The 24,699-nt window shown below is 30.7% G+C and carries 25 protein-coding genes; 16 read left to right on the plus strand and 9 right to left on the minus strand.

What is annotated here, in order from left to right; translation table 11 throughout:
• Positions 1–87: 87 nt before the first annotated feature.
• From J3359_RS03895 to J3359_RS03910, 4 genes are all read right to left on the minus strand, one after another.
• The gene (locus tag J3359_RS03895; protein ID WP_208079441.1) at positions 88–531 is read right to left on the minus strand and encodes a DUF5362 family protein; all 444 of its coding nucleotides are present in this window, start codon (positions 529–531) and stop codon (positions 88–90) included.
• Positions 532–632: 101 nt separating this feature from the next.
• Complete coding sequence (rocD, locus tag J3359_RS03900; RefSeq protein WP_208079442.1) at positions 633–1,871, minus strand: ornithine--oxo-acid transaminase; 1,239 nt, start codon at positions 1,869–1,871, stop codon at positions 633–635.
• A gap of 304 nt (positions 1,872–2,175) precedes the next feature.
• Entirely contained in the window at positions 2,176–2,550 is a 375-nt protein-coding gene (locus tag J3359_RS03905) for a DUF6768 family protein (protein ID WP_208079443.1), read from the minus strand.
• Positions 2,540–3,100 carry an RNA polymerase sigma factor gene (locus J3359_RS03910; RefSeq protein WP_208079444.1) on the minus strand — a complete coding sequence of 187 codons (561 nt, stop codon included), beginning with the start codon at positions 3,098–3,100 and terminating at the stop codon, positions 2,540–2,542. The genes J3359_RS03905 and J3359_RS03910 overlap by 11 nt, the downstream gene beginning before the upstream one ends.
• A 141-nt stretch (positions 3,101–3,241) precedes the next feature.
• Here J3359_RS03910 and rlmD point away from each other — a divergent pair, with 141 nt between their 5' ends.
• Positions 3,242–4,696, plus strand: a complete 1,455-nt coding sequence (gene rlmD / locus J3359_RS03915; RefSeq protein ID WP_208079445.1) for a 23S rRNA (uracil(1939)-C(5))-methyltransferase RlmD — start codon at positions 3,242–3,244, stop codon at positions 4,694–4,696.
• On the opposite strand, the gene J3359_RS03920 is transcribed toward rlmD, so the two are convergent.
• Together J3359_RS03920 and J3359_RS03925 are read right to left on the minus strand one after the other, a co-directional pair.
• The gene (locus tag J3359_RS03920) at positions 4,693–5,118 is read right to left on the minus strand and encodes a type II toxin-antitoxin system VapC family toxin (protein ID WP_208079446.1); all 426 of its coding nucleotides are present in this window, start codon (positions 5,116–5,118) and stop codon (positions 4,693–4,695) included. The two genes, rlmD and J3359_RS03920, sit on opposite strands and share 4 nt — an antisense overlap.
• Complete coding sequence (locus J3359_RS03925) at positions 5,108–5,362, minus strand: DUF6364 family protein (protein WP_208079447.1); 255 nt, start codon at positions 5,360–5,362, stop codon at positions 5,108–5,110. Before J3359_RS03925 ends, J3359_RS03920 begins: the two co-directional genes overlap by 11 nt.
• 278 nt (positions 5,363–5,640) lie before the next feature.
• Between J3359_RS03925 and J3359_RS03930 the strand changes: the two genes are divergently transcribed.
• The 9 genes from J3359_RS03930 (at position 5,641) to J3359_RS03970 (ending at position 11,482) form a co-directional block, all read left to right on the plus strand.
• Entirely contained in the window at positions 5,641–5,931 is a 291-nt protein-coding gene (locus J3359_RS03930; protein WP_208079448.1) for a 4a-hydroxytetrahydrobiopterin dehydratase, read from the plus strand.
• A 4-nt stretch (positions 5,932–5,935) separates the two neighbouring features.
• Positions 5,936–6,427, plus strand: coding sequence for a DUF6452 family protein (locus tag J3359_RS03935; protein ID WP_208079449.1), 492 nt, complete (start codon positions 5,936–5,938; stop codon positions 6,425–6,427).
• Positions 6,408–7,127, plus strand: coding sequence for a DUF6048 family protein (locus tag J3359_RS03940; RefSeq protein ID WP_208079450.1), 720 nt, complete (start codon positions 6,408–6,410; stop codon positions 7,125–7,127). The genes J3359_RS03935 and J3359_RS03940 overlap by 20 nt, the downstream gene beginning before the upstream one ends.
• A 102-nt stretch (positions 7,128–7,229) precedes the next feature.
• Complete coding sequence (locus tag J3359_RS03945; protein WP_208079451.1) at positions 7,230–8,177, plus strand: isopenicillin N synthase family dioxygenase; 948 nt, start codon at positions 7,230–7,232, stop codon at positions 8,175–8,177.
• A 90-nt stretch (positions 8,178–8,267) separates the two neighbouring features.
• Positions 8,268–8,591, plus strand: a complete 324-nt coding sequence (locus J3359_RS03950) for a translation initiation factor (RefSeq protein WP_088353623.1) — start codon at positions 8,268–8,270, stop codon at positions 8,589–8,591.
• A gap of 53 nt (positions 8,592–8,644) precedes the next feature.
• Positions 8,645–9,589: a DUF1835 domain-containing protein gene (locus tag J3359_RS03955; RefSeq protein ID WP_208079452.1), complete on the plus strand. Its 945-nt coding sequence runs from the start codon at positions 8,645–8,647 to the stop codon at positions 9,587–9,589.
• A gap of 4 nt (positions 9,590–9,593) precedes the next feature.
• Positions 9,594–10,463, plus strand: a complete 870-nt coding sequence (locus J3359_RS03960) for a nucleoside phosphorylase (protein ID WP_208079453.1) — start codon at positions 9,594–9,596, stop codon at positions 10,461–10,463.
• Positions 10,463–11,323, plus strand: coding sequence for a substrate-binding domain-containing protein (locus tag J3359_RS03965; protein ID WP_208079454.1), 861 nt, complete (start codon positions 10,463–10,465; stop codon positions 11,321–11,323). Before J3359_RS03960 ends, J3359_RS03965 begins: the two co-directional genes overlap by 1 nt.
• Positions 11,324–11,341: 18 nt before the next feature.
• Positions 11,342–11,482, plus strand: a complete 141-nt coding sequence (locus J3359_RS03970; protein ID WP_208079455.1) for a hypothetical protein — start codon at positions 11,342–11,344, stop codon at positions 11,480–11,482.
• 557 nt (positions 11,483–12,039) lie between these two features.
• Here the strand turns inward: J3359_RS03970 and J3359_RS03975 are convergent.
• Positions 12,040–12,705: a uracil-DNA glycosylase gene (locus J3359_RS03975; protein WP_208079456.1), complete on the minus strand. Its 666-nt coding sequence runs from the start codon at positions 12,703–12,705 to the stop codon at positions 12,040–12,042.
• 127 nt (positions 12,706–12,832) lie between these two features.
• Here J3359_RS03975 and J3359_RS03980 point away from each other — a divergent pair, with 127 nt between their 5' ends.
• The 3 genes from J3359_RS03980 (at position 12,833) to J3359_RS03990 (ending at position 16,765) form a co-directional block, all read left to right on the plus strand.
• Entirely contained in the window at positions 12,833–15,037 is a 2,205-nt protein-coding gene (locus J3359_RS03980; protein WP_208079457.1) for an endonuclease MutS2, read from the plus strand.
• A 23-nt stretch (positions 15,038–15,060) separates the two neighbouring features.
• Positions 15,061–15,774, plus strand: coding sequence for a sialate O-acetylesterase (locus J3359_RS03985; RefSeq protein ID WP_208079458.1), 714 nt, complete (start codon positions 15,061–15,063; stop codon positions 15,772–15,774).
• Positions 15,775–15,910: 136 nt separating this feature from the next.
• Positions 15,911–16,765 carry a CPBP family intramembrane glutamic endopeptidase gene (locus J3359_RS03990; RefSeq protein WP_208079459.1) on the plus strand — a complete coding sequence of 285 codons (855 nt, stop codon included), beginning with the start codon at positions 15,911–15,913 and terminating at the stop codon, positions 16,763–16,765.
• A gap of 63 nt (positions 16,766–16,828) precedes the next feature.
• Here the strand turns inward: J3359_RS03990 and guaB are convergent, their stop codons facing one another.
• Positions 16,829–18,304, minus strand: coding sequence for an IMP dehydrogenase (gene guaB, locus J3359_RS03995; protein WP_208079460.1), 1,476 nt, complete (start codon positions 18,302–18,304; stop codon positions 16,829–16,831).
• Positions 18,305–18,490: 186 nt separating this feature from the next.
• Here guaB and J3359_RS04000 point away from each other — a divergent pair, with 186 nt between their 5' ends.
• The 3 genes from J3359_RS04000 to J3359_RS04010 all read left to right on the plus strand — a co-directional run bounded on the left by J3359_RS04000 (position 18,491) and on the right by J3359_RS04010 (position 22,270).
• A complete protein-coding gene (locus J3359_RS04000; RefSeq protein ID WP_208079461.1) occupies positions 18,491–19,717 on the plus strand; it encodes an imelysin family protein in 1,227 nt (408 codons plus the stop codon).
• A 92-nt stretch (positions 19,718–19,809) separates the two neighbouring features.
• Positions 19,810–21,204 carry a di-heme oxidoreductase family protein gene (locus J3359_RS04005; protein WP_208079462.1) on the plus strand — a complete coding sequence of 465 codons (1,395 nt, stop codon included), beginning with the start codon at positions 19,810–19,812 and terminating at the stop codon, positions 21,202–21,204.
• Position 21,205: 1 nt separating this feature from the next.
• Positions 21,206–22,270: an imelysin family protein gene (locus J3359_RS04010; protein WP_208079463.1), complete on the plus strand. Its 1,065-nt coding sequence runs from the start codon at positions 21,206–21,208 to the stop codon at positions 22,268–22,270.
• Between the two features lie 19 nt (positions 22,271–22,289).
• Here J3359_RS04010 and J3359_RS04015 read toward each other — a convergent pair whose 3' ends face one another.
• Positions 22,290–24,698 (minus strand): TonB-dependent receptor family protein, encoded by a 2,409-nt coding sequence (locus J3359_RS04015; RefSeq protein ID WP_208079464.1) that lies wholly within the window; start codon positions 24,696–24,698, stop codon positions 22,290–22,292.
• Position 24,699: the final 1 nt, after the last annotated feature.

Genomic DNA, 24,699 nt, shown 5'->3' on the forward strand with positions numbered 1-24,699 from the left:
ATAAAAAAACCTGTTAGTCTTCTTAAGGTTAACCTATTATTTCTATTTTAACAATCTATTTCTACATCAAATTTTATTAGAATAATATTAGAATGCTGTAGCTGCACCAATTATTCCAATAATAAACGCTAAAGCGTATAGCGATAAAACAATTATTGCTAAAACTCCAATAAATTTATAATGAGATTTTAACATTTCAAAAGCCTTTGCCAACACAGCATCATCTTTAGAAACCAAAGCATTTTTCATTTTTACAGAAAATTGGTATAAATAATACACTGGAAAAATATAAATTAGTGCAAATACAATGTATGCACCTGTCATAATTCCCCCTAAATTCATAGGAATTCCTTGTGCTTGTGGCATATTGTTATAAATAGAGCCAATAAAAAAACTACCAAGTAACATTAAAGCAACAACAATAAAACCTAATATTGATAAAAATTTAGCCCATTTTGCTGTTTCTTTTAAAAAGCTTTTTGCCGAACTTGTTAATGTTAATTCTTCTAATTCTGTAATTGCATTTTGCATAATTTTTTTTCTTATAGTTAATGTTTTTCAAAAATAATAAAAAAAATAACCACAAATTTTAAAATTTGTGGCTAAATAATAAATAGTATATAAAGTGAATCCTAAAATTCAGAAATTGTTTTTTTAATGATAGCAATACAGTCCATTAATTGCGCTTCTGTCATTACTAAAGGTGGCGCAAAACGAATGATATTTCCATGAGTTGGTTTTGCTAACAAACCATTATCACGAAGTTTTATACAAATATCCCAAGCCGTAGAACTGTCTTCGGAATCGTTAATTAAAATTGCATTTAACAACCCTTTTCCTCTTACAGATTCTACTAAATGATTGTTTTTACAGAATTCACTTAATTCAGCTCTAAAAATTTCTCCTAATTTCTCAGCATTTTCGGCCAAATTTTCATCTGCTACTACCTCTAAAGCCGCCATTGCAACAGCAGCAGCAATTGGATTTCCACCAAAAGTAGAACCGTGATTTCCAGGACGAATCACATTGATCACATTATCATTTGCCAAAACTGCAGAAACAGGATATGCTCCACCAGAAAGTGCTTTTCCAAGAATTAAAATATCTGGTTTTACATTTTCATGATCTACAGCCAACATTTTACCAGTTCTTGCAATTCCTGTTTGTACTTCATCTGCAATAAATAAAACATTATGGTCTTCACACATTTTCTTTGCAGCCGCTAAATAACCATCAGAAGGTACATAAACACCAGCTTCCCCCTGAATTGGCTCTACTAAAAAGGCAGCAATATTGTTGCTACTTTCTAAAGCTTCCTGTAATTCTTGTAAATTATCGTATTCAATTTTTATGAAACCTTTTGTATAAGGCCCAAAGTTTTTACGCGCAACAGGATCATTAGAAAACGATATAATTGTTGTTGTTCTACCATGAAAATTATTTTCACAAACAATTATTTCTGCTTTATTTTCATCAATTCCTTTTACTTCATACGCCCATTTTCTGGCAATTTTTAAAGCAGTTTCTACAGCTTCTGCACCAGTATTCATAGGTAATAGTTTGTCGAAACCAAAAAGTTCAGTCGCAAACTTTTCATATTTCCCTAACATATCATTATAAAATGCACGCGAAGTTAATGTTAAAGTTTTTGCTTGGTTTACCATTGCATCAACAATTTTTGGGTGACAATGCCCTTGATTTACGGCAGAATAAGCCGATAAAAAATCGTAATATTTTTTACCCTCAACATCCCAAACATGCACACCTTCTCCTCTACTTAAAACCACAGGAAGTGGATGGTAGTTGTGCGCACCATATTTGTTCTCTAATTCGATTGCTTCTTGCGAAGTTAATTTGTCTAAAACAGCCATTTTTAAGCTTTTAAATGTTTATAATTAAATAACCATTCCTGTTCTACCTTTATCCTTCTGAAAGTTTCAGAAATTCAGCGTGGGAAAGAAATCATCCCCGAAGTTTTACAAAAGTAATAAAATAATAACAATATTTAATACAGAGCTTGCTAAAGTATTTGGGCGTTCCCTAAAAAAGTCGGGCTTGGAGTTTATCTTGAGCGCAGTCGAAAGGCTACAATCTTTTACTTTAAAAAAAGTAAAAGAATTTCTACTGCAATCCCTAACGCGAATTGCAACTTTAAAAAACAGTTTTTAAAAAATACTATTTTTGAGTAGCCGAAATTAAAAGCTCCAATCTTTTCATTTCTCTAATCAACGTATTTTTATCCATTTGCATCCAAGCAAAAATCTTTAACATACTTACTCCGAAAAGAAAAACCAAGCCTCCAATTCCCCATTTAATTAATTCGTTTGTAACATCTGTATTAAAAAAATTAACAGTACAATACACAAAAAGACCAAAAAAAACCAATGTCATAAAATTCATTAAAAACATAATCCATTTATTTTTTCCTTGAAACAATCCAAGAACAGAATCTAACATGTTTTGTTCCTTTAAACCATCGTAAAATTTTGCTTCCTCTTTTGATAACGTTTCTTTAATTAATTTGTCTATTTCTTCTATATTATCTCTCATAATTTATATCTTTTAAAATTGTTTTTAACCTTTCTCTTGCGTGAAATAATCTCGATTTTGTGGTTCCTACAGAAATTTTTAAAATATCACTAATTTCCTTTAAACTATAACTTTCCTTGTAAAATAAACGAACCACCATTTGATGTTCGGTTGATAGTTTTTCTATTGATTTTAAAAGTTTTTTATGCAAAGAATTATCTTCTATTTTTTCAGAAATTAATGCTGCTTTTTCACTTTCGAAATATAATTTTTCAAGTTTTAAATGTTCTCTGTTTTTCGCTCTAATAAAATCAATTGCTTTTCTGTTTACAATACTAATTGCCCAACTTTTAAACTTTTCTGATTCTTTTAAAGTTGGTAATTTCTTTAAAATTATTGTCCAACTTTCTTGGGCAACATCTTTGGCAATATCCGCATCTTTTACAATCCAAAAAGCCAACTTACAAAACGGAATATGCCATTTTTCAACCAAAAGAGAAATCATTTTTTTATCTCCTTTTTGGTAGTTTTCAATCAAAATTTTGTCAGAAAGAATGCTTTTTTTATTCATAATCGATTACACAACATAGACGTATAAAAAATGAAAAGGTTCAAATCGTTTTTATTTTTTAAAGATAAATTAATTATAAATAAGTTTTTCAGCTATAAAAATCATCTATTTCCTTAATTTTGCAAACCAAAATAATTGAAAATGCCACGTAGAGAACGCAACAAGTTTGTAAAAAAAAATCAAGTTTTAGAGTTAAAAATTGAAGATTATGCTTTTGGAGGAAAAGGAATTGCCAGAATTCATTCCGAAGAAGGAAGTTTTGTTGTTTTTGTTCCGAATACGTTGCCAGGACAATTGGTAAAAGCACAAATTAGTAAATCTAGCAAAAACTACGCAGAAGCCAAATTAATTGATGTTTTAGAACCTTCAGAAGACGAAGTGGAAGTTCCTTTTCAAGACATTCCTGGTGCGCCTTATATTCAATTACCTATTAAGTTTCAACATAAATATAAAAAAGAAAGCACACTTTCATTATTTAAAAGAATAGGAAAAGTAGAAAATATAGAAGATTTATTCGACGAATTTGTAACCTCGCCAAACGTGTTTCATTATAGAAATAAAATGGAATATGGTTTTTCTGCAATTGGTTACGACAGAATTAACAAAACCGACAAAGACGAATTTACACTTGGTTTTAAAAGACGTGGCGTTTGGTGGATGGGCGATAATTTAGAAAAAGATTCTGGTTTATTTGACAAACAATTGGAAGACAATTTAAAAAACATACGAAACTATTGTTTAGAAACGGGTTTGGCTCCTTGGCATGGCCCCAAAAAAGAAGGTTTTTTCAGGTATTTTGTAGTCCGAAAATCTTTTAAAACAGACGAATTGTTATGTAATCTAGTAACAACTTCTCCTGATTTGGATAAATTCGATTTACAGAAATTTGCAGAATTTTTGAGAAGCATTTTTGGAAAACGTTTAGCAGGACTTTTACACACCATTAACGACGAAACTGGCGATAGAACCATAGCTACCTCCGGAAGTTTAAAACTCGTTTATGGAAAAGATAAAATTGTAGAAGAATTATTAGGTTTAAATTTTGAAATAAGCACGAAAAGCTTTTTTCAAACCAACCCAAAATGTGCCGAAAAACTATACAACAAAGTAGTAGAATATGTGTTAGAAGACAAAACCAAAGTAGATAATACTGTTGTAATGGATTTGTTTTGTGGCACAGGAACCATTGGACAAATTGTAGCTGCTAAAAGTAATAATGCAAAAATTGTTGGTGTAGATATTGTAGCTTCCGCTATTGAAGATGCAAAAAAAAATGCCAACAGAAATAATATTGAAGGTTTAAAGTTTTTCGCTGCAGATGTTGGTAAGTTTTTAAATCAACATCCTGAATATCAAAATAAAATAAAAACCATTATTTTAGACCCTGCAAGAGCAGGAATTGCACCAAAAACATTGCAAAAAATTATCAATTTAAATGCAGACAGAATGGTGTATGTTTCCTGCAATCCTGCAACGCAGGCAAGAGATACAGAATTGTTAAGAGAAGCGGGTTATGTAATGAAGAAAATTAGTTTGGTAGATCAGTTTCCGCATACGAGTCATATTGAGACTGTGGTTTTATTTGAGAAAAGTTAAATTGTTTTTCTCATTTTTAAAAAACTATCTGGTGTCATAATCGCAATTTTTGAGTTTTTGTAATCTTTAATATTTCGAGTTATAATAGCGTCTAAACCTTTAATTTTTAACGCAGAAGAATATTGAATAGAATCTTCAAAGTCTTTAAAATTATTTCTTAAAGCTTGAATAATTTCTTGCTTTGTAGTTCCTATTATTTCAGTCATTTCTATCAAAATATCAATAATTTCAAGTGTTTTTTTATGACCTAGATATTTTCTTACAATATAATAAATGTTGTTAATACTTACTGCAGATAAATATAAGACCACATTCTCATTTTCATTCAATTCAAAAATTCTGCTTGCTGCATTTGCAAATGGAGTTCTATCAGTAAAAAAATCAATAACTACATCAGAATCTATAAATAATTTATGCGCCATATTTTTTAGATAATTCTTCTGTTAAAGTTTTCTTATAATCGATATCTGTTTCCGTTTTTATAATTCCTCTTAACTTACTTACTTTATAAGAAAGCTCTTTTTCTTCCACTACATTTTCACTTTTGGTTATAAACTTAAAATAATTTTCGACCATTTCAGAAAGGCTTTGCCCTTTTTCTTTCGCGTATTTTTTGGCGATTTCTATCACTTTTTTTTCTAAAGTTAAAGTTAATTTTGTGTTCATTTTAATTCTTTTTGTAAATATACGTGTTTTATTTTAATTATTTACACGTGTATAAATATTAGGAAATCTATAATAATATAAAAATTTTATTGATCTATTTTACTTTTGAAAATGAATTCTATTTTATTAGCTTCAAAATATAATTAATCTACAAAATTTGTTTTTGTAAAAATGTATAAATTCCTGAAATAAATGTTAAATCAACTCATAATTCTAAAAGAATCTTATTTTATTTATAAAAATCAAACTATTTTAGCAACAAAGAAAAAAACCTTCTTATGAAAAAACTTACAGACCAAGAAATAGAAAAAAGAATAGAAAACCTACCAGATTGGGATTTTTATGATGATGCGCTTCATACTGATTTTGAGTTCGATAATTTTAAAGACTGTATGTCTGCCATGAACAGAATTGCTTTTGAATGTGAAGCATTAAACCATCATCCAGAATGGACGAATGTGTATAATACTTTAGATATTACTTTAACAACACACGATGCAGATGGAGTTACTGAATTAGATTTTAAATTGGCAGAAGCAATTAATAAAATTGTAGAAGTTGAAGACTAAGTTTATGAAAAAAACATTTCTTTTTCTGTTAGTAATACTCGCATTTATTTCCGCCTGCGAAAAAGACGATTTCTGTTTGCAAAATCCAGTAACGCCACGTTTAATTATTACTTTTTTTGATGATACCAATAGAGAAACACGTAAAAGAGTACAGCGTTTTTCTTTAGTAGCTAAGAGCAAAGGATTAGATAGTTTATTCGTAAATAACTCTAGTTTAGATAGTATTGCTATTCCTTTAAACACAAACGCTTTAAAAACAGTGTATACCTTAAAAAAGAATACAGTAAATGGCGCAAGAAAGGATAATCAATTTGCCACTTTTACAATAACTTATGAAACTGAACAAGAATATATTTCTCGTTCTTGTGGTTATCGTGTTATTTTTAAAAATGTAGCCTTTTCTGCAGAACCAAATACTTGGATTACCGATTTTACACCCACAACAGTAACAATTATAGACAATCAAAATTCTGCTCATGTACAAATATTTCATTAGCATTTGTTTCTTTTTTGTTTTTGTTAATGGTTTTTCACAAGAACAGAAAAAAGATTCTTTAACAATTAAAACAAAAGACAGCATCATTTACAAAACAGGTTATGGTTTGCGTCTTGGAATTGATGTTAGTAAACCTATAAGAGCACAATTTGATAAATCTTATAGCGGATTCGAAATTATTGGAGATTATCGAATTAAAAAAAATTTATATATAGCTGCAGAAATTGGTTATGAAAAAGAAATCTCTTTCGAAGATTACACAAATTCAACTTCTAAAGGAAATTACATTCGTTTAGGAGTTAATTACAATGCCTATAAAAATTGGTTAGACATGAACAACGAAATTTTTGTAGGTTACAGATATGGGTTTAGTTTATTCGAACAAACATTAAATAGTTATACTCCCAATACTTCAAGCAAAGATTTTGGAGATTATTTTCCAACAATTCCAATTACAACACCAAAAACTACAACAGGTTTAAATGCACATTGGTCCGAATTAATGATTGGTATAAAAGCAGAAACTTTTAAGAACCTTTTTATTAGCTTTAGTGTATCTTACAAAATAATGATGAGTGTAAAAGATCCAAAAAAATTTAAATCTTTATATGCGCCAGGTTTCAACAGAATTTTTGAAAGTAACACTGGTTTTGGTTTTAATTACACACTTTCTTATCTAATTCCATTTGCAAAAAAATAATTATTTTATTTCGAAAGTTATTTTCAACGTAAATTTTGGTTGTTATAAATTAATATTCCTAATTTTTTAGTAACTTTATCCCCCTTTATTAAACTTCTAATAATGAATAAAATTCCAAGCGTAAACTTAGCAGATTTTTTATCTGATGATAAAAACAGAAAACAAAAATTTATAGATGAAATTGGTCACGCGTACGAAAACATTGGTTTTGTAGCTTTAAAAGGTCATTTTTTAGATGATAAGTTAGTTTCAAATTTATATGAAGAAGTTAAAAATTTCTTTAATTTACCAATTGAAACCAAAGAAAAATATGAAATATCAGGAATTGGCGGACAACGTGGTTACGTTTCTTTTGGAAAAGAATCTGCCAAAGGAAAAAAAGAAGGAGATTTAAAAGAATTCTGGCATTTTGGACAATATGTAGAAGACGACTCCAAATATAAAAACGAATATCCAAAAAATGTTATTGTAGAAGAATTACCAAGATTTAACGAAGTTGGAAAGCAAACCTACCAAATGTTAGAAAAAACGGCAAAATACGTTTTACGTTCTTTGGCTTTACATTTAGGTTTAAAAGAAACTTATTTCGACAATTACATTAAAAACGGAAATAGTATTTTACGACCAATCCATTATCCACCCATAAAAACAGAACCTAAAGGCGCAGAAAGAGCTGCAGCTCATGGAGACATTAATTTAATTACCTTATTAATGGGTGCTCAAGGAAAAGGTTTGCAGGTTCAAAACCATAAAGGAGAATGGATAGATGCCATAGCAGAACCCGATGAATTAATGATTAATGTTGGAGATATGCTGTCTAGACATAGTAATAACAAGTTAAAATCTACGATTCATAGAGTTGTAAATCCGCCAAAAGAAATGTGGGGCACTTCTCGTTACTCGGTACCGTTTTTTATGCATCCAATATCCGATATGAAACTCGATGTTTTAGAAAATTGCATCGACGAAAACAATCCAAAACAATTCGAAGATATTACTGCTGGAGAGTTTTTAGACGAAAGATTAAAGGAATTGGGACTTAAAAAATAAGTAAGCAGTCTACAAGTAAACAACTAACTATCTACTGAAGACTGCCAACTGAAGACTGAGAACTAAAAACTGCCAACTGCATACTTAAAAATGGACTTAAAAGATCAACTAAAAAATTTGTTTCCAGAACACCAAGAAACTGAGGAACCAAAAAAAGAAAAATCGAATATTTGGTTGCAAGACGAACCAATTCTTTGCAAATATGAAAAACGAAAAGGAAAGCCAATTACCATTTTAGAAGGGTATAATGGCGCGACATCCGACTTTAAACTTTTAGCCAAAGAAATTAAGACAAAACTATCTGTTGGTGGAAGTTTTAAAGATGATAAAATCATTATTCAAGGTGATTTTAGAGACAAAATTATGTCTATGTTAAAAGATAAAGGTTTTAAAGTAAAACGCGTTGGTGGATAGTTAATTTTTATGCCAACACAACAAAAATCAATTATTAACGTTGTCAATTCATTATGAGTTCTTCAATTTTACACATTACAAATGGAGATAGTACTACTAACTATCTAAAAAAGCTACAAATTTCTGGAGATTTTATTACATGGAGAGAAATGCTCTGTGAAGGAAAAACCACAACCAATGTTGGGAGTGATATTTTTTGGAAAACTAGATACGATTTCTTTAAATCGGCTTACAAAGTAAGCAAACAAAATTTTATAGACTACACAGTTAAAGAATATCGAAAACTCTGTAATAAGAAAGAAAACAAACAAATAGTATTATGGTTTGAGTACGATTTGTTTTGTCAAATTAATATGATTGCTGTAATAAGTTGGTTAAAACGTTACAGAAAAGGGTATGAAATTTCTTTAGTTTGTAGTGGAAAAGTAAAAGCTGCCACAAAAATGCTAGCTATTCCCGAACTTTCGGAACAACAGATTCAACAACATTACAAAAACAGAATAGAGCTTTCGGAAGACGATATCGAATATGCCGATTATATTTGGCAATTGTATTGTTCCGACAGTCCTTTGCGATTAGAAAAAGTACACCAGTTTAATCCAATGTCGCCTTTTAAATATTTAACAAAAGCATTAGAAGCGCATTTAAAAAGGTTTCCTTCTATTGAAAATGGGTTAAATAACGTGGAAAATTTTATTTTACAAACCGCAAACAACAATGGCTTACCATCCAAAAATCAATTGGTTGGAAAATTATTAGCCGAACAAGAAGTTTTTGGTTTTGGAGATATCCAATATCATAATAATTTAAACAAACTTCAAAAATTATTTTCTTCTTTTAATCCTGTAAAACTTTCTAAGAAAGGGAAAAATGTTTTAGACAATCAGGCTAATTTTTATAGAGAAATACGTTCAGAAAAAACGTATCTTGGAGGTTCTAAAAAATACAGTTTTTTGTACAGCAATGCCACCGAAAAACTGTGGCAAATTACCTCTTAAGAATATGAGTATAAAAAAATCTGAACTAATTTTAAATCCAGATGGCAGTGTTTATCACTTAAATTTAAAACCCAAAAATATTGCGAGAGATATTATTTTTGTGGGAGATCAAAACAGAGTAGAAAAAATTACCAAATACCTCGATTCTGTTGAGTTTACAACACAAAAAAGAGAGTTTAAAACGTCCACTGGAGTTTATAAAGGAAAAAGAATTTCAGTAATTTCAACAGGAATTGGCCCAGATAATATCGATATTGTTCTAAATGAATTAGATGCTTTGGTAAATATTAATTTAGAAACAAGAACACCAAAAAACAATTTAACATCTTTAAATATCATTCGAATTGGAACTTCAGGATCCCTGCAAAAAGATATCCCTGTAGACTCTTTTTTAATGAGTTCTTATGGTTTAGATTTAAATGGTATGCTTCACTCCTACCAAATTGATGCAATTTCAAATTCAGAAATTGAAAATGCTTTTGTAGAACATACCAATTGGAGTACTAAAAAAGCACATCCTATTTTGGTTGAAAATAGCCAAGAACTTGCTCAAAAATTTACTTCAGAAAAAATATTTTCAGGAATTACAGCAACTGCTGGTGGTTTTTACGGACCACAAGGTCGTGTGTTACGATTACAATTAGAAGACGAAAATTTAAATAAAAAAATTGATAGTTTTCAGTATAAAAAACATAAAATTACCAACCTAGAAATGGAAACTTCCGCAATTTACGGCTTGTCTAAATTATTAGGTCATAAAGCAGTTTCGTTAAATGCCATTATTGCCAACAGAGCAAATGGTACTTTTAGCGAAAACCCCAAAAAAGTAGTGGAAGATTTAATAAAATATACGCTTAAAAAGCTTATTATATAATGACAGATTTAAAAATCGGTGGTGTACCAGAACACTTTAATTATCCTTGGTATCTCACATTAAAAAATAAAGAATACACCAAAGAAAACATTAATTTACGTTGGCAAGATTATTATGGTGGAACTGGGCAAATGTGCAAAGCATTAAGAAACGGAAATGTAGATATTGCCATTGTTTTAACAGAAGGAATTATAAAAGATATTGCAAACGGAAATCCATCAAAAATTGTGCAAACTTTCGTAGATACACCTTTAATTTGGGGTATTCACGTAGACGCAAAATCGTCTTTTAAAAAAATTAAAGATTTAGAAAATGCTACCATTGCAATTAGCAGATTTGGTTCTGGTTCGCATTTAATGGCGATTGTAAATGCTTATAATCAAGGTTGGAATATCGACAAATTAAAGTTTAAAGTAGTTGGTAATTTACAAGGTGGTATCGATTCTTTAACCAATGGTGAGGCCGATTATTTTATGTGGGAACATTTTACTACAAAACCTTTGGTAAACGATGGAACATTTAGAAGAATTGACGACTGCCCTACTCCTTGGCCCTGTTTTGTAATTGCTGTTAGAAACGAAGTTTTAGAAAATAATTTAAACGAAGTAAAGAAGGTTTTAGATATAATTAACAAAGAAACCGAAGATTTTAAAGAAATTAATAATATTGATAAAATCTTAGCAAAACGTTATGAACAGAAGTTAGAAGACATCCAAAAATGGCTAAAAATAACAGAGTGGAATGATGGAAAACCAATGACAAAAAATTTAATTACTCGTATTCAAAATAAAATGATTTCTTTTAACGTTATTGAAGAGAAGATAAATTCAGGAGAGTTCATAAAAAATATGTACATTTAACCCGTAAAATAGTAAAAAATGAAAAAAATAGTATTTGTTGCAATTTGTGTTTTAGGGATTATTTGTTTTTCTTCATGTAGAAGCACTTCCCAATCTTGTGGTTTAGCAGATGCAGACACAACTATTCAAACAACATTAAAACAGTCAGATTTGTTATAAAATCCGTTTGTTTCTTAATTTCAAATTCGATAAATCCGCTTTTTTTTTAGCGGATTTTTTTTATACTAAACTTGTTTCAGCTTTTTTAAAATACCTCTAATACACGAATTATACTCTTGCAATTATTTTTTGGAGCTATTTCTTGCTTTCACTACTTATAATCTCTTAAAAAAACAGATTAAACAATTAGCATGTATTAAGCAAAATCGGAAGGTTCAATCAGGGCTTGATTAAAAACTAAATGTTAATTCTTAATATAGTTATAGAGTTTTTATCGTTTTTGTTTAGATTTCTGCCAGAGTTTATCATAAGCGAAGCCGAAAAGGAGGTATTACAGACTCAAAAGTTCTCGATACAATTTTCTCCTAAAGTCGAAAATCACTCGAGCTTACAAAACGTGAGTTTACTATTTTACGAATGCGTAAGAAAATGCTGTTAAATCGAGTGAAATTCTTTTTTCAAGAATTTTGTATCGAGAACACTTACAGGAATAAGTTTTTATTCGTGAATTTGTGGCATTCTTGTTTGACAAGGGAGCATGCTCCCTTGCTGTGTAATTACCACAAAATTTCCTTTTTCCCCAAATCTTTTAAAATTTCATTTGTTTTCGAGAAATGTTTATTTCCAAACCAGTAACCTCTATTTGCACTTAATGGAGATGGATGCCCCGATTCTAAAATGAAGTGTTTCTTTTTATCAATTAATTTTGCTTTCTTTTTTGCAAATCCGCCCCAAAGTAGAAAAATAATGTTTTCGTTTTCTTTAGAAATCTGTTTAATTACTTCGTTTGTAAACGTTTCCCAGCCTTGTTTTTGGTGACTTCCAGCCTCATGAGCTCTTACTGTTAACGTTGCATTCAATAGTAAAACTCCTTGTTTTGCCCATTTTTCTAAATTTCCACTTTGTGGGGGTTCTTTTCCTAAATCCTTAGAAATTTCTTTAAAAATATTAATTAATGAAGGTGGATTAGGAATGCCATCTTTTACAGAGAAACACAATCCGTTTGCTTGATTTGGTCCATGGTATGGATCTTGACCAATAATTACTACTTTTAAATCGTTAAAAGAACAAAAATCAAACGAAGCAAAAATATCTTGTCCTTTTGGGAAACAAGTATGGTTTTTATATTCGTTTTTTACAAAACCAATTAATTTTTTAAAATACGTTTTTTCAAATTCTTGATTTAAAATATTTTTCCAAGAATCAGCTATTTTTACTTGCATTGTTTGTTATTTTTGTGCTTTGAGTTCAATAGATTAAAATGTCTCTTTTTAGTTTAATCGAAAGGTTATCTAGATAGTTCTCGACTGCGTTCGAACAGAGATAATAGTAAATATCAAAATTACAAATTTGAGAACAAACATTTCAGAAAAAACATTACAAGATTTAGAATTTTCAACAGTTTTGCAACATGTTTCAGAGTTTTGCATTTCTGGATTGGGGAAAGAAAGAGTACTCGAAATTCTACCAATTTCAAATAAAAAAACACTTTTTACAGAACTGAATTTAGTAGACGAATATCTAAAATCTTTTCAGAGCGAAAACAGAGTTCCAAATCATGGTTTTGATAATGTTACGCAAGACATTCACAGACTTGCCATAGAAAATAGCTTTTTAGAACCAGAAGCGTATTTAAAAATTGCGAGTATTGCTTTAACTGTAAACGAACATATTAAGTTTTTTAAGAAGTTTGAAGTTCAGTTTCCTACGTTTTATAAATTGACGCAAGAAATTGAATTCAGCACTTTTGTAGATGATGAAATCAAAAAAATTATAGAATTAAGCGGCATTGTAAAAAACGACGCTTCTTCTGCTTTAAAACAAATCCGAAAAGATATCAATCATATTCGAGGAAAAATCGGGCAAAGTTTTTCAAATGCGTTAAGCAAAGCCATATCTGCTGGTTATTTAGATGATATTAAGGAAAGTGTTATCGACAATCAGCGTGTTTTGGCTGTTTTAGCAATGCATCGTAAAAAAGTGGCTGGTAGTTTTTTAGGTGCTTCCAAATCTGGAAATATTGTTTATATCGCACCACAAGCAACCTTGGCTTTTTCTAGAGAATATCAAAATCTATTATACGAAGAAAAACAAGAAATTTTAAAAATATTACGAAATCTTGCGGAAACCATTCGCCCTGTGATCGATTTAATTCACGAATATTTAGAATATGTAACACATATAGATGCTATAGGCGCAAAAGCAAAATATGCGCAAGAAATTAATGGATTATTACCCAAAATTTCTCGAGAAAAAAAGGTTTTGTTTAAAGATGCTTATCATCCTATTTTATGGAAAAAAAATAAAGAGAAAAACCTAAAAATCGTTCCACAAAGTATAGAACTGAATGAAAAACAGCAAATAATTGTTATTTCTGGACCCAATGCTGGTGGAAAAAGCATCACTTTAAAAACCATTGGTTTGTTACAATTAATGTTACAAAGTGGACTTTTAATTCCTGTGGAAGAAAGAAGTAAGACGTATATTTTCGATACGATTTTAACAGATATTGGAGACAACCAATCTATTGAAAATCAATTAAGTACCTATAGTTATCGATTAAAAAATATGCGTTACTTTTTACGAAAATGTAACGAAAATACCTTATTTTTAATTGATGAATTTGGTACAGGTTCCGACCCTGAATTGGGTGGAGCTTTGGCTGAAATTTTCTTGGAAGAATTTTATAATAAAAAAGCCTTCGGAATTATTACAACCCACTACTCCAACTTAAAAGTATTGGCGAACGAATTGGAGAATGTTACCAACGCCAATATGCAGTTTGATGAGCGTTCTTTGGAACCATTATTCAAACTTTTTGTAGGGCAAGCAGGAAGCTCTTTTACTTTTGAAGTCGCTCAAAAAAATGGAATTCCTTATAGTTTAATTAACAAAGCAAAAAAGCGTGTTGAAAACGAGAAAATTCGTTTGGATAAAACCATTTCTAAACTTCAAAAAGAACGAAATAAACTTCAAAAAAATTCGGACAGTTTAGAGAAACAGAAAACAAAAGGACAAGAACACTTAGAGAGTTTACAGGAAAAAGAACAGAAAATTCAAGATAAATTATCTGGTTTTCAAGAATTGTACGACCAGAATCAGAAAATGTTGTCTTTAGGCAGAAAAACAAACGAATTACTAAATAAATACTTTCAAACGAATAACAAAAAAGAGTTAAATACCAATTTTAACAAATGGGTTGCAGATGAAAAAGTAAAATATGCCAAAAAAAGACCTTTAAAAACTACAAAGGCTCAGCAAAAGAAAGCCAAAGTTATTGAAAAGCAAATGCAACAAGTTATTAAAAAAGTAGAAAAAGAAGTTTTAGAAAAAGTAGTAGAAGTTCGTAAAGAAAAGAAAATTACAGCCGCTAAAATTGCCAAAGAAAAATTGGAATACGTATATAAAATAAACGACAGAGTGCGAATTATCGATTCCAATTCTGTGGGAACTATCGATAAAATCGATAAGAAAAAAGTAACCATTAACTATGGTTTTTTTACCACAAAAACTTCCGTTGATAAATTAGAATTGGTAGAAAAATCAAAAAAATAAAAAACCAAAATCCGTTTAAGCATATGAAATTATCAAAAATATTATTTATTGTATGTATCGCTTTACTATTGAATTCTTGTAATAAAAAAGAAAATCAGCAACATTTATTTATTCTTTCTGGACAGTCTAATATGGCACGTCTAAATCCTAATGTTTCTTTTACGCCAGCCGTAAAAAAGGCGTTTGGAGAAAATAATGTAACTGTCGTAAAATATGCTTTAGGAACGCAACCTATAAAACGTTGGTATAAAAACTGGAAACCTTTACATGGAGAAATTGATCCTAAAAACGGAAATTTATACGATACTTTAATGGTAAAAGTGAATAAAGCCATCAAAACTAAAAATTTTGACACAGTTACTTTCATTTGGATGCAAGGCGAACGCGATGCAAGAACCAACCAAGGAAATGTGTATGAAGAAAGTTTATTGGGTTTATACAATCAGCTTTCTAATGATTTGGAAAGAAAAGACGTAAATTTTGTCATTGGAAGATTGTGCGATTTCGATATGAAAAATGAAAGATACCCAGATTGGACACTCGTTAGAGAAGCCCAAGTAAAAATTGCAGAATCACAACCAAATTTTGCATGGATAAATACAGACGACTTAAATGACGGAATTATTAGAAACAATAAAGAAATAATTAACGACTTACATATGTCTAAAAATGGTTATAAAATCATGGGAGAGCGTTTTGCTGAGAAGGCTGTTTTGTTGATAAAAAAAGGAAATTAGGGAGGGTACCTGTTGATTTTTAACTTACACACTTTGTGGGAAAGTGTCATTATAATTTCGCTAACTTATTATTTAAATCATTAGAATGTTTTATGTTATTATTGTTAACAAAAATCAATAACCTAGCCAATCATAAATGAATAGAAAAACCCTAAAATGCAACACAATAGGAAGAATATTTCTATTTATAATTGCATACTTCTTTATAGTTGGCATATTTCAACTAATTGGAGCGAATCTTGCTGGTGTCGATTATACAAACCTTGAATATAAAGAAACATCTATTCAACAGCTTACAACAAGTTTTTTCGATTTAGCAGGTACTTTTTTAGTGATTTGGCTTTTTATGAAGTTTGTAGATAAAGAGAAATTTATTGAACTTGGTTTTCAAACTAAAAATAGATTCAAAGATTTTATTTATGGAATTATCATTGGTTTTATAATTATGGTGTTAGGCTATTTTCTCTTAATATATTTTGAAGAAATCTTTTTCGTTAAGATAAATTTCGACTTTAAAGAATTATTAATATCAATATGTTTATTTACAATTGTCGCTATTGTTGAGGAAACACTTATTCGAGGTTATGTTTTAAAAAACTTAATGAGTTCTTTTCACAAATACATAGCTTTAATACTATCATCCATATTATTTTCTTTGGCACATAGTTTCAACCCAAATGTAAACTTATTTTCTTTATTTGATTTGTTTTTAGCAGGAATTGTACTGGGTTTATCTTATATTTATACCAAAAATTTATGGTTTCCAATTGCAATGCATTTAAGTTGGAACTTGTTTCAAACACTTTTAGGATTTAATGTTAGTGGTCAAGACGCCTATTCCATTATTGAGTTTAAAATAAATGAAGCAAATTTAGTAAATGGAGGCGCTTTTGGTTTTGAAGGTTCTTATTTATCTGTAATCGCAGAAATTTTAACCATTATCGGAATTGCTTATTATTACAACAGGCAAAGAATAAATCAGCCTCAATAACAAAATTGAAGAAACAAAAAAACCGAGCAAATTGCTCGGTTTTCATATTTATAAAAAGTAAATTTATCTTCTACTATAATTTGGTGCTTCTTTGGTAATTGCCACATCATGAGGATGACTTTCATTAATTCCGCTTGCGGTAATTCTAACAAATTGTCCTGTTTCTTTTAAAGTTTCGATGTCTTTTGCGCCACAATAGCCCATTCCTGCACGCAAACCACCAATAAATTGGTGGATGCTTTCATCTAAATCTCCTTTATAAGGCACACGCCCTACAATTCCTTCTGGCACTAATTTCTTAATATCTGCTTCCACATCTTGGAAATAACGATCTTTAGAACCTTGTTTCATCGCTTCTACAGATCCCATTCCTCTATAAGATTTAAATTTTCTTCCTTCGTAAATAATGGTTTCTCCTGGAGATTCTTTTGTACCTGCTAATAAAGAACCTAACATTACACAATCTGCACCAGCAGCAATCGCTTTTGGGATATCTCCTGTATAACGAATTCCACCATCTGCAATCACTGGAACTCCACTTCCTTTAATCGCTGCAGCAACTTCTAATACCGCAGAAAATTGAGGAAAACCAACTCCAGCCACTACTCTTGTTGTACAAATAGAACCTGGACCAATACCTACTTTTACAGCATCTGCACCAGCTTCTACTAGATATTTAGCTGCAGCAGAAGTTGCAATATTTCCAACCACAACATCTAATTCTGGAAATTTTTCTTTTACATGTTTTAAAACCATCACCACACCTTTTGTGTGTCCATGAGCTGTATCTATAATTACTGCATCTACTCCAGCATTTACCAACGCTTCTGCTCTTTCTACAGCATCTCCAGTAACTCCTAAAGCAGCAGCAACTCTTAATCTACCAAAAGAATCTTTGTTAGCGATTGGTTTCTGAGTCACTTTGGTAATATCTCTAAAAGTAATTAATCCTTTTAATTTATAAACATCATCTACAATTAAAAGTTTTTCTATTTTATAATTCTGTAGAATTTTCTCTGCATCTGTTAAAGAAGTTCCCACTGCTGCTGTTACCAAGTTTTCACTGGTCATAACATCTACAATGGGTCTTGTTGCATCATGCTCGAAACGCAAATCTCTATTGGTAACAATTCCTTTTAAAATTCCATTGTCGTCTACAATAGGAATTCCGCCAATACTGTGTTCTTTCATAAATGCTTTTGCATTTCCTACAGTTGCATTTAAAGGCAAAGTAACAGGATCTAAGATCATTCCACTTTCTGCACGTTTTACTTTTCTAACTTCCAATGCTTGTTGAGCAATTGTCATATTTTTATGTAAAACGCCAATACCACCTTCTCTTGCAATGGCAATTGCCAAAGCGGATTCTGTAACAGTGTCCATCGCAGCTGAGGCTATTGGAACGTTAATGGTAATATTTTTTGTAAATTTTGTTTGAATACTTACTTCTCTTGGAAGTACTTCTGAAAAGGCAGGAACCAATAAAACGTCGTCATACGTTAAACCTTCTCCTAAAATTTTGTTGTTGTGTGCTGTCATAGTGCAATTAAAGTATAATTGCGTGCAAATTTACGATTAATTAATGAATTGTTTGATAATTATTTTACAACATATCTAAAATGTTGAAAATCATTATCCTTAATTAATCTAAATAAATCTTGTTTTATTGAAAACCATTTTTTTAATTTGCAGTCTATTTAAAACTAATCTAAATAAAATTTAAAAATGAAAAGTATATTTAAAATTACTTTATTGTTATGCTCAGTAATTATCCTAAAAAGCTGTTCAAAGGACGATAATCCAACAAACCCTGCCAATAACCTAGCTGAAAAGAAAACAGCATTTGTAGAAAACTATGCAAACATTGTTTTGGCAAGTTATGAAGATTCTGTAAAAAAATTAAATGAGTTAAAAGCAGCGGTTGATGCTTTTGTTGAAACACCAACTACTACAACTTTTGAAAACGCTAAGCTTGCTTGGCTAGCTTCTAGAGAACCTTATGGACAAACGGAAGCATACCGTTTTTATGATGGGCCAATTGATGGTGCTGATGGAGAACCAGAAGGTTACATTAACGCCTGGCCTTTGGATGAGGCTTTAATAGATTATGTGGCAAATGGAACGGGTGGACAGGATTTGTCTGATAATAGACAAAATATTGTTGGTAATGCAAGTAAATATCCTAATTTAACCAAAGAAACTCTTAAAAATATTTCTGGTTATAATGAAAATGAATCGAATGTAACCATTGGTTTTCACGCAATTGAATTTCTTTTATGGGGTCAAGACAATACAGCACCTTCAGCAAAAATGAGCGGACAAAGACCTTTAACAGATTATACAACAGATGCAAATGCAACGCGAAGAGGGCAATATTTAAAAGTTGCCACAGAATTGTTAATTGACGATTTAAAATCTGTTACAAACCAATGGAAAATAGGCGCAACTTATAGAGAATCTTTTTTAGGAATGCCAGCAGATGATGCAATTAGCATGATTCTTAGAGGTGCTGCAAAATTAAGTAAAGGTGAATTAGCCGGAGAAAGAATGGCGGTTGCAGTTAAAAATCAATCGCAAGAAGACGAACATTCTTGTTTTTCTGACAATACAAATAGAGATATATTTTTAAATGCAAAATCTATCAATAATATTATTAACGGAACTTATAAAAGAATAGACGGAACAAGTATTTCTGGGACTTCTTTATTGGATGTTTTAGCATTGATAAACACAAAAGAATCTACAGATTTAGCTACGACTACAAGCGAAGTAATGACCAAAGTTACAGCTATTTCTGATGCTAAATATTTCGATTTTTTAATTATCGGAGAAACGTTAGATAATTTTAACAAACCAGTAATGGCTGCTGTTTTATCTTTAAGAAAACAAGGCGATTTATTAGCACAATCTGGAAAAACAATTACAGGAAAAACAATTGCCCCAAGTGTCTAAAATTTTCTTAACGAAATATCATATTTTATGTAACCAAACTATCTCTATTCGCAAAGATAGTTTGGTTTTTTGCATTAAACCTTTTTTTATAAATGAAACATTTACCTCTTTTGTTTGGTCTAATTTTAATTATTTCTTGTAGTAAAAAAGAAACTTATATTTCTATTGGAAATTATGAAGAAGGAGAAGAATTATCCGCAGGAAAACTAACCACAACCCTTTTAGGTTCTAATGCTTTTGACCAAGCAGTACCAGGTTTGCCTACGAATACAGATTTACTTTTTTTCGTTGGAAATTCTCTTTTTAGACAAAATTGGGTGAGTGCGCCCTCTTCAACAACCGCCAGAGATGGTTTGGGGCCAACATTTAACGCCAGGTCTTGTAGTTCTTGCCACAATAAAGATGGTAGAGGAATGCCTTTGGATGTTGGACAAGAATTTTCCGCAGGTTTTTTAATGAGAATAAGCGAACATGGACAAAATGCAGTTGGTGGCCCCAAAAATGTAGCAAACTATGGAGATCAAATTCAAGAGCACGCAAATTTAGGGGTTTCGTTTGAGGCAAAAGTAAGTGTAAAATTCAACACTATTTCTGGCACTTTTAGCGATGGTGAAAAATATGAGTTAAGAAAACCAATTTACACCATTTCTAATGAACAATTTGGTTCACTTCAAAATGTATTAACGTCTCCAAGAGTTGGGCAACAAGTTATTGGCTTAGGTTTAATTGACGCTTTATCTAAGGAAGCTATTCTTGCCAATGAAGACGAGATGGATACAAATAACGACGGAATTTCTGGAAGAGCAAATTACGTATGGGACTTTTCTTCCAAAAAAACGGTATTGGGTAAATTTGGTTGGAAAGCGAATCAACCTACTTTACGTCAGCAAGTTGCTGGTGCTTTTAGTGGAGATATGGGGTTAACCACTTCTATATTTCCTGATAAAAATTGCCCTTCTCCACAAAAAGATTGTTTAGATGCAGAAAATGGTGGAACGCCAGAAGTAACAGATAAATCTTTAGATAATATAATGATTTACTCATCCTCGCTTTCTGTACCCATTCGAAGAAATTACAATGCTGAAGAAGTTTTAAAAGGAAAACAAATATTTAGAGATTTAAAATGTACAAGTTGCCATACAGAAGTATTTACAACTTCTAATAATTATCCTTTTAACCCTATTTTACAAAACGTAACGATTAGACCTTTTTCCGATTTTCTTTTACATGATATGGGTGAAGATTTAGCAGATAACAGACCCGATTTTTTGGCTTCTGGTAAAGAATGGAGAACACAACCTTTATGGGGAATTGGAATGATTCACGAAGTAAACAGTCATACATTTCTTTTACACGATGGACGCGCAAGAAACATTCAAGAAGCCATTCTTTGGCATGGTGGAGAGGCTGAAAACGCAAAAAACAACTACAAAAAATTAACAAAAGAAGACAGAACAAATGTACTGGCTTTTATTAACTCTCTTTAAAATGATTAAAAAAACAGTATTTTTAATTGCTATTTTCTGCACTATAATTGCTTGTAATAAAGATAATTTTTCAGAAAAAGTTGCCTTTGACATTCAAAAGTATCAAACAGAATTTGTAAATAATACAATAACTCCTGCCAATGAGGAATTTGTTTTAAATTCAGAGAAACTAAACGAGGCTATTTTAAAATTTTCAACAAACCTAAATAATCAAAATTTATTAAGCCTAAAAACTGCCTGGAAAAATGCAGCTTTATCTTATTCTAAAACCGAAGTTGGTGATTTCGGAGTCATCAAAAATACCGGAATTCATTTAGCAATTTATAGTTGGACTGCAAACGAAACAGGTATAGAAAATTTTATTGCTTCTACTCATGTAATTTCCGAAAGTTCTATAAACAGTTCTCCCACAAAAACTAGAGGTTTAAGCGCTATTGAATATTTAATTTTTGAAAAAACTACTGCAGAAACAATTACTGCTTTTTCCGATCAAAGACGTTTAGATTACCTAATTTATTTAGGAGAAAATTTGTTAAAAAAAGTAAATTCATTAAAAGATCAATGGGAATCTTATAGTAGCATTTTTATCAAAAACAAAACATCTGGCCTTGATGGAAGTATAAATAGGATTGTTAACCAAATGAATGTTTTATTAGAAAATATAAAACGTTTTAAGATCGGAGAACCTTCTGGTTTAGAGAATTCTACAACTGTAAGCACCAATTTACTTCAAGCAGATAAAAGTGGAATTTCTTTAGATATAATTGAAAAAAATATCGAGTCATTAAAAGCTACCTATTTTGGAAACACCTATGGTTTAGACGATTATGTAAGCCTAATTTCTAATAATGATGATATAAACACAGCTATAAAAAATCAATTTTTAGCAATTGAAAATGATATTTCTTCATTCTCTAATTCTTCGCTTAAAGAAGTTATAAATGCTAAGAATTTAAAAGTAAATAACTTATATCAACACATTAAAGAATTAATTGTATTGATAAAAGTGGATGTAGCCAGTACTTTGTCTATCACTGTAACATTTACAGATAACGATGGCGATTAGAGTAACTTGAACATAAAAACTAAAACTTAACTTCTAACGTCACATAGTAATTTCTTGGAGCAGATGGTATAATTCCTGGCCCAGGATATCCTGTTGCTCTTCTGGTAAAATAGGCGTTGTTTAACAAGTTATTTACGCCTGTTTCTAATTTTAAGAATCGGTATTTATAAGATAAAGAAAGGTCTAAAATATCGTAAGCAGGTATTTCTCCTGTTACGCCACTAATGCTTCCGCCTTTGGCGTTGGTTGCGTCTGAAAACTGACTCGACAAATACGAATATTGAATGCTCGATAAGAAATTTTTATACCCAAAACGAATACCCGTTTTTAAATTTACATTTGGTATAAATTCAACTTCATTACCCACCACTCCACTTTTTTCTGAACTTGTATATTCTGAAGTAATAAAGGAAGAATTGATAAAATAGTTAAGGATATAATCTTGATTCATTTCGAAAATTTTCTTCACATTAAAATCGATTAAACTCTCTATTCCTAAAATTCTGGCATCACCAATATTGTCTCTTTCTGCTTTTCCATCTGATCGTGTGTAAATATTAATTCTATCATTATAAAACAACCCAAAAACGTTGGCATCGTAAGAAAAATAATTCTTATAATTTCCACGCAAACCAGCATCTACAGTAAATCCTTTTTCATCTGTAATATCTGGCGAAATTTCGAAAGCTGGGTTTGCAGTACTAATATCAGAAAAAGTTACAGAACGATAATTCTGAGAAATATTTCCATAAAACTCTAGTGATCTATTCAACTTATAGCTTGTTCCCACACCAAAAAGAAAGAAATTTCTTTCGTTGGTTTCTTCTTCGTCTCTTAAATTTTCGTTGATAACATTTAAAGCTTGATCCAAAACTATATCTTTAATAATCTCGTCTCTTTGTGTGTTTATATATTCGAACCGAAAGCCTGGAGTAATTGAAAAATTCTCATTTATATAAAAAATATTTTCTCCAAATAAAGACACGTTCAAATTCGGAAACGTACTATTCGATTGTCTTGGATAGTTAGGATATTGATCTAATTTCATCGAAAAATCTGCATCCGAACCATTTGAACCTGGGCCTTGCATATTGGTATTTTCTGCTTTGTAAAATTTTGAACCAATTAAGAACGTTCCTTTTTTATTAAAAACGCTGTATTTATGTACCAATCTCGATTCGAAACCAAAGTTTTTAAAAGTTCCTTTTATTAAATCTCTTTCGTTTCCTGGATCTACTTGATTTACTCTATTCGTTCGAAACCCTAAGGCATCTCTTAAAGCATTCAACCCAAAAAAGTTGAAAGAAAAATTTGTTTTTTCTGAAAAAGTATGCTCCCATTTTAAATTATACAACAACCAATTTACCTGAAACCAATTTCTTTTTCGATTGCTTTGGTACGGATTTTCTCTAAACATTTGATCGGTTAAACCTCCTCCTTGTTGTGCCAAATAATCTAAATAGGTTAACTCTGCACTAAAAACATTTTTATCACTTGGCTTATATGCTACATGAACAAAGGCATTTTTAGAATTGAAATTAGAGTTGGGTCTAAACCCATCTCCTTTCTTATAGTTGATATAAGAATAGTAAGAAAATTTTCCTTTGGTACCACTTACACTCGTAAAATTTGTGTACAAACCATAACTTCCTGCTGTGTTTCTAGTGATAACCTCGAAAGCTTCATTTGCATTTGGTTTCTTAGTTACAAAGTTTACAAGTCCTCCAAATTGCGTTCCATATTGCAAAGAGGCAGCTCCTCTAATTACCTGAATTTCGTCTAAGCCTTCTGCTGCAGGTGTATAATAACTTTCTGGATACCCTAAAACATCTGCACTAATATCATACCCATTTTGTCGGGTATTAAAATTGGCAGTTCTATTGGGGTCTAAACCACGACCACCAATGTTTAATTGCAAACCAGCATCATCATTTTGGTAAATGTTTAAACCTGCAATTTGGTTGAAAATCTGACGCGCATTATTTGAGGCTAAATTTGCGGTAGATTGATTTACCAAAATAACTTCGGTTTTCTTTCCTGCAAAAATGGAAGTTCCAACAACATCTTTTAAACGTTTCAATTCAAAAACTCTTTCTTTTCTTGCTCTAATTTGAATTTCTGATAATTCTTCTGAAAAGGATTCTAAAACGACTTTTACGTTTACATAATTATCTGATTTTAAATAGACGTTTTTTAATCGGTAATTTTCGATGTAAAATATCAACGGAATTTCTTGTGCTTCTGTCGTAAAAGAAAATTTTCCTAAAACTCCTGTTTGGGCTAATAAAACACCTGTTTCGTTATAAATTTCGACTTTGTTTATGGGATTATTTTCTTCTGAAACAACAGTTCCTGTAACTTTATACTGGCTGAATCCCAAGAATTGAAATCCTAAGAAAAATGCTAAAACTATCTTGTTTTTTATCATT

Source organism: Polaribacter cellanae, from assembly GCF_017569185.1.
Taxonomy (GTDB): domain Bacteria; phylum Bacteroidota; class Bacteroidia; order Flavobacteriales; family Flavobacteriaceae; genus Polaribacter; species Polaribacter cellanae.

Excerpts from the sequence above, each read along its gene's own strand:
- J3359_RS03895 (WP_208079441.1), bottom strand. The coding sequence starts at position 531 with ATGCAAAATGCAATTACAGAATTAGAAGAATTAACATTAACAAGTTCG.
- rocD (WP_208079442.1), bottom strand. The coding sequence starts at position 1,871 with ATGGCTGTTTTAGACAAATTAACTTCGCAAGAAGCAATCGAATTAGAG.
- J3359_RS03905 (WP_208079443.1), bottom strand. The coding sequence starts at position 2,550 with ATGAGAGATAATATAGAAGAAATAGACAAATTAATTAAAGAAACGTTA.
- J3359_RS03910 (WP_208079444.1), bottom strand. The coding sequence starts at position 3,100 with ATGAATAAAAAAAGCATTCTTTCTGACAAAATTTTGATTGAAAACTAC.
- rlmD (WP_208079445.1), top strand. The coding sequence starts at position 3,242 with ATGCCACGTAGAGAACGCAACAAGTTTGTAAAAAAAAATCAAGTTTTA.
- J3359_RS03920 (WP_208079446.1), bottom strand. The coding sequence starts at position 5,118 with ATGGCGCATAAATTATTTATAGATTCTGATGTAGTTATTGATTTTTTT.
- J3359_RS03925 (WP_208079447.1), bottom strand. The coding sequence starts at position 5,362 with ATGAACACAAAATTAACTTTAACTTTAGAAAAAAAAGTGATAGAAATC.
- J3359_RS03930 (WP_208079448.1), top strand. The coding sequence starts at position 5,641 with ATGAAAAAACTTACAGACCAAGAAATAGAAAAAAGAATAGAAAACCTA.
- J3359_RS03935 (WP_208079449.1), top strand. The coding sequence starts at position 5,936 with ATGAAAAAAACATTTCTTTTTCTGTTAGTAATACTCGCATTTATTTCC.
- J3359_RS03940 (WP_208079450.1), top strand. The coding sequence starts at position 6,408 with ATGTACAAATATTTCATTAGCATTTGTTTCTTTTTTGTTTTTGTTAAT.
- J3359_RS03945 (WP_208079451.1), top strand. The coding sequence starts at position 7,230 with ATGAATAAAATTCCAAGCGTAAACTTAGCAGATTTTTTATCTGATGAT.
- J3359_RS03950 (WP_088353623.1), top strand. The coding sequence starts at position 8,268 with ATGGACTTAAAAGATCAACTAAAAAATTTGTTTCCAGAACACCAAGAA.
- J3359_RS03955 (WP_208079452.1), top strand. The coding sequence starts at position 8,645 with ATGAGTTCTTCAATTTTACACATTACAAATGGAGATAGTACTACTAAC.
- J3359_RS03960 (WP_208079453.1), top strand. The coding sequence starts at position 9,594 with ATGAGTATAAAAAAATCTGAACTAATTTTAAATCCAGATGGCAGTGTT.
- J3359_RS03965 (WP_208079454.1), top strand. The coding sequence starts at position 10,463 with ATGACAGATTTAAAAATCGGTGGTGTACCAGAACACTTTAATTATCCT.
- J3359_RS03970 (WP_208079455.1), top strand. The coding sequence starts at position 11,342 with ATGAAAAAAATAGTATTTGTTGCAATTTGTGTTTTAGGGATTATTTGT.
- J3359_RS03975 (WP_208079456.1), bottom strand. The coding sequence starts at position 12,705 with ATGCAAGTAAAAATAGCTGATTCTTGGAAAAATATTTTAAATCAAGAA.
- J3359_RS03985 (WP_208079458.1), top strand. The coding sequence starts at position 15,061 with ATGAAATTATCAAAAATATTATTTATTGTATGTATCGCTTTACTATTG.
- J3359_RS03990 (WP_208079459.1), top strand. The coding sequence starts at position 15,911 with ATGAATAGAAAAACCCTAAAATGCAACACAATAGGAAGAATATTTCTA.
- guaB (WP_208079460.1), bottom strand. The coding sequence starts at position 18,304 with ATGACAGCACACAACAACAAAATTTTAGGAGAAGGTTTAACGTATGAC.
- J3359_RS04000 (WP_208079461.1), top strand. The coding sequence starts at position 18,491 with ATGAAAAGTATATTTAAAATTACTTTATTGTTATGCTCAGTAATTATC.
- J3359_RS04005 (WP_208079462.1), top strand. The coding sequence starts at position 19,810 with ATGAAACATTTACCTCTTTTGTTTGGTCTAATTTTAATTATTTCTTGT.
- J3359_RS04010 (WP_208079463.1), top strand. The coding sequence starts at position 21,206 with ATGATTAAAAAAACAGTATTTTTAATTGCTATTTTCTGCACTATAATT.
- J3359_RS04015 (WP_208079464.1), bottom strand. The coding sequence starts at position 24,698 with ATGATAAAAAACAAGATAGTTTTAGCATTTTTCTTAGGATTTCAATTC.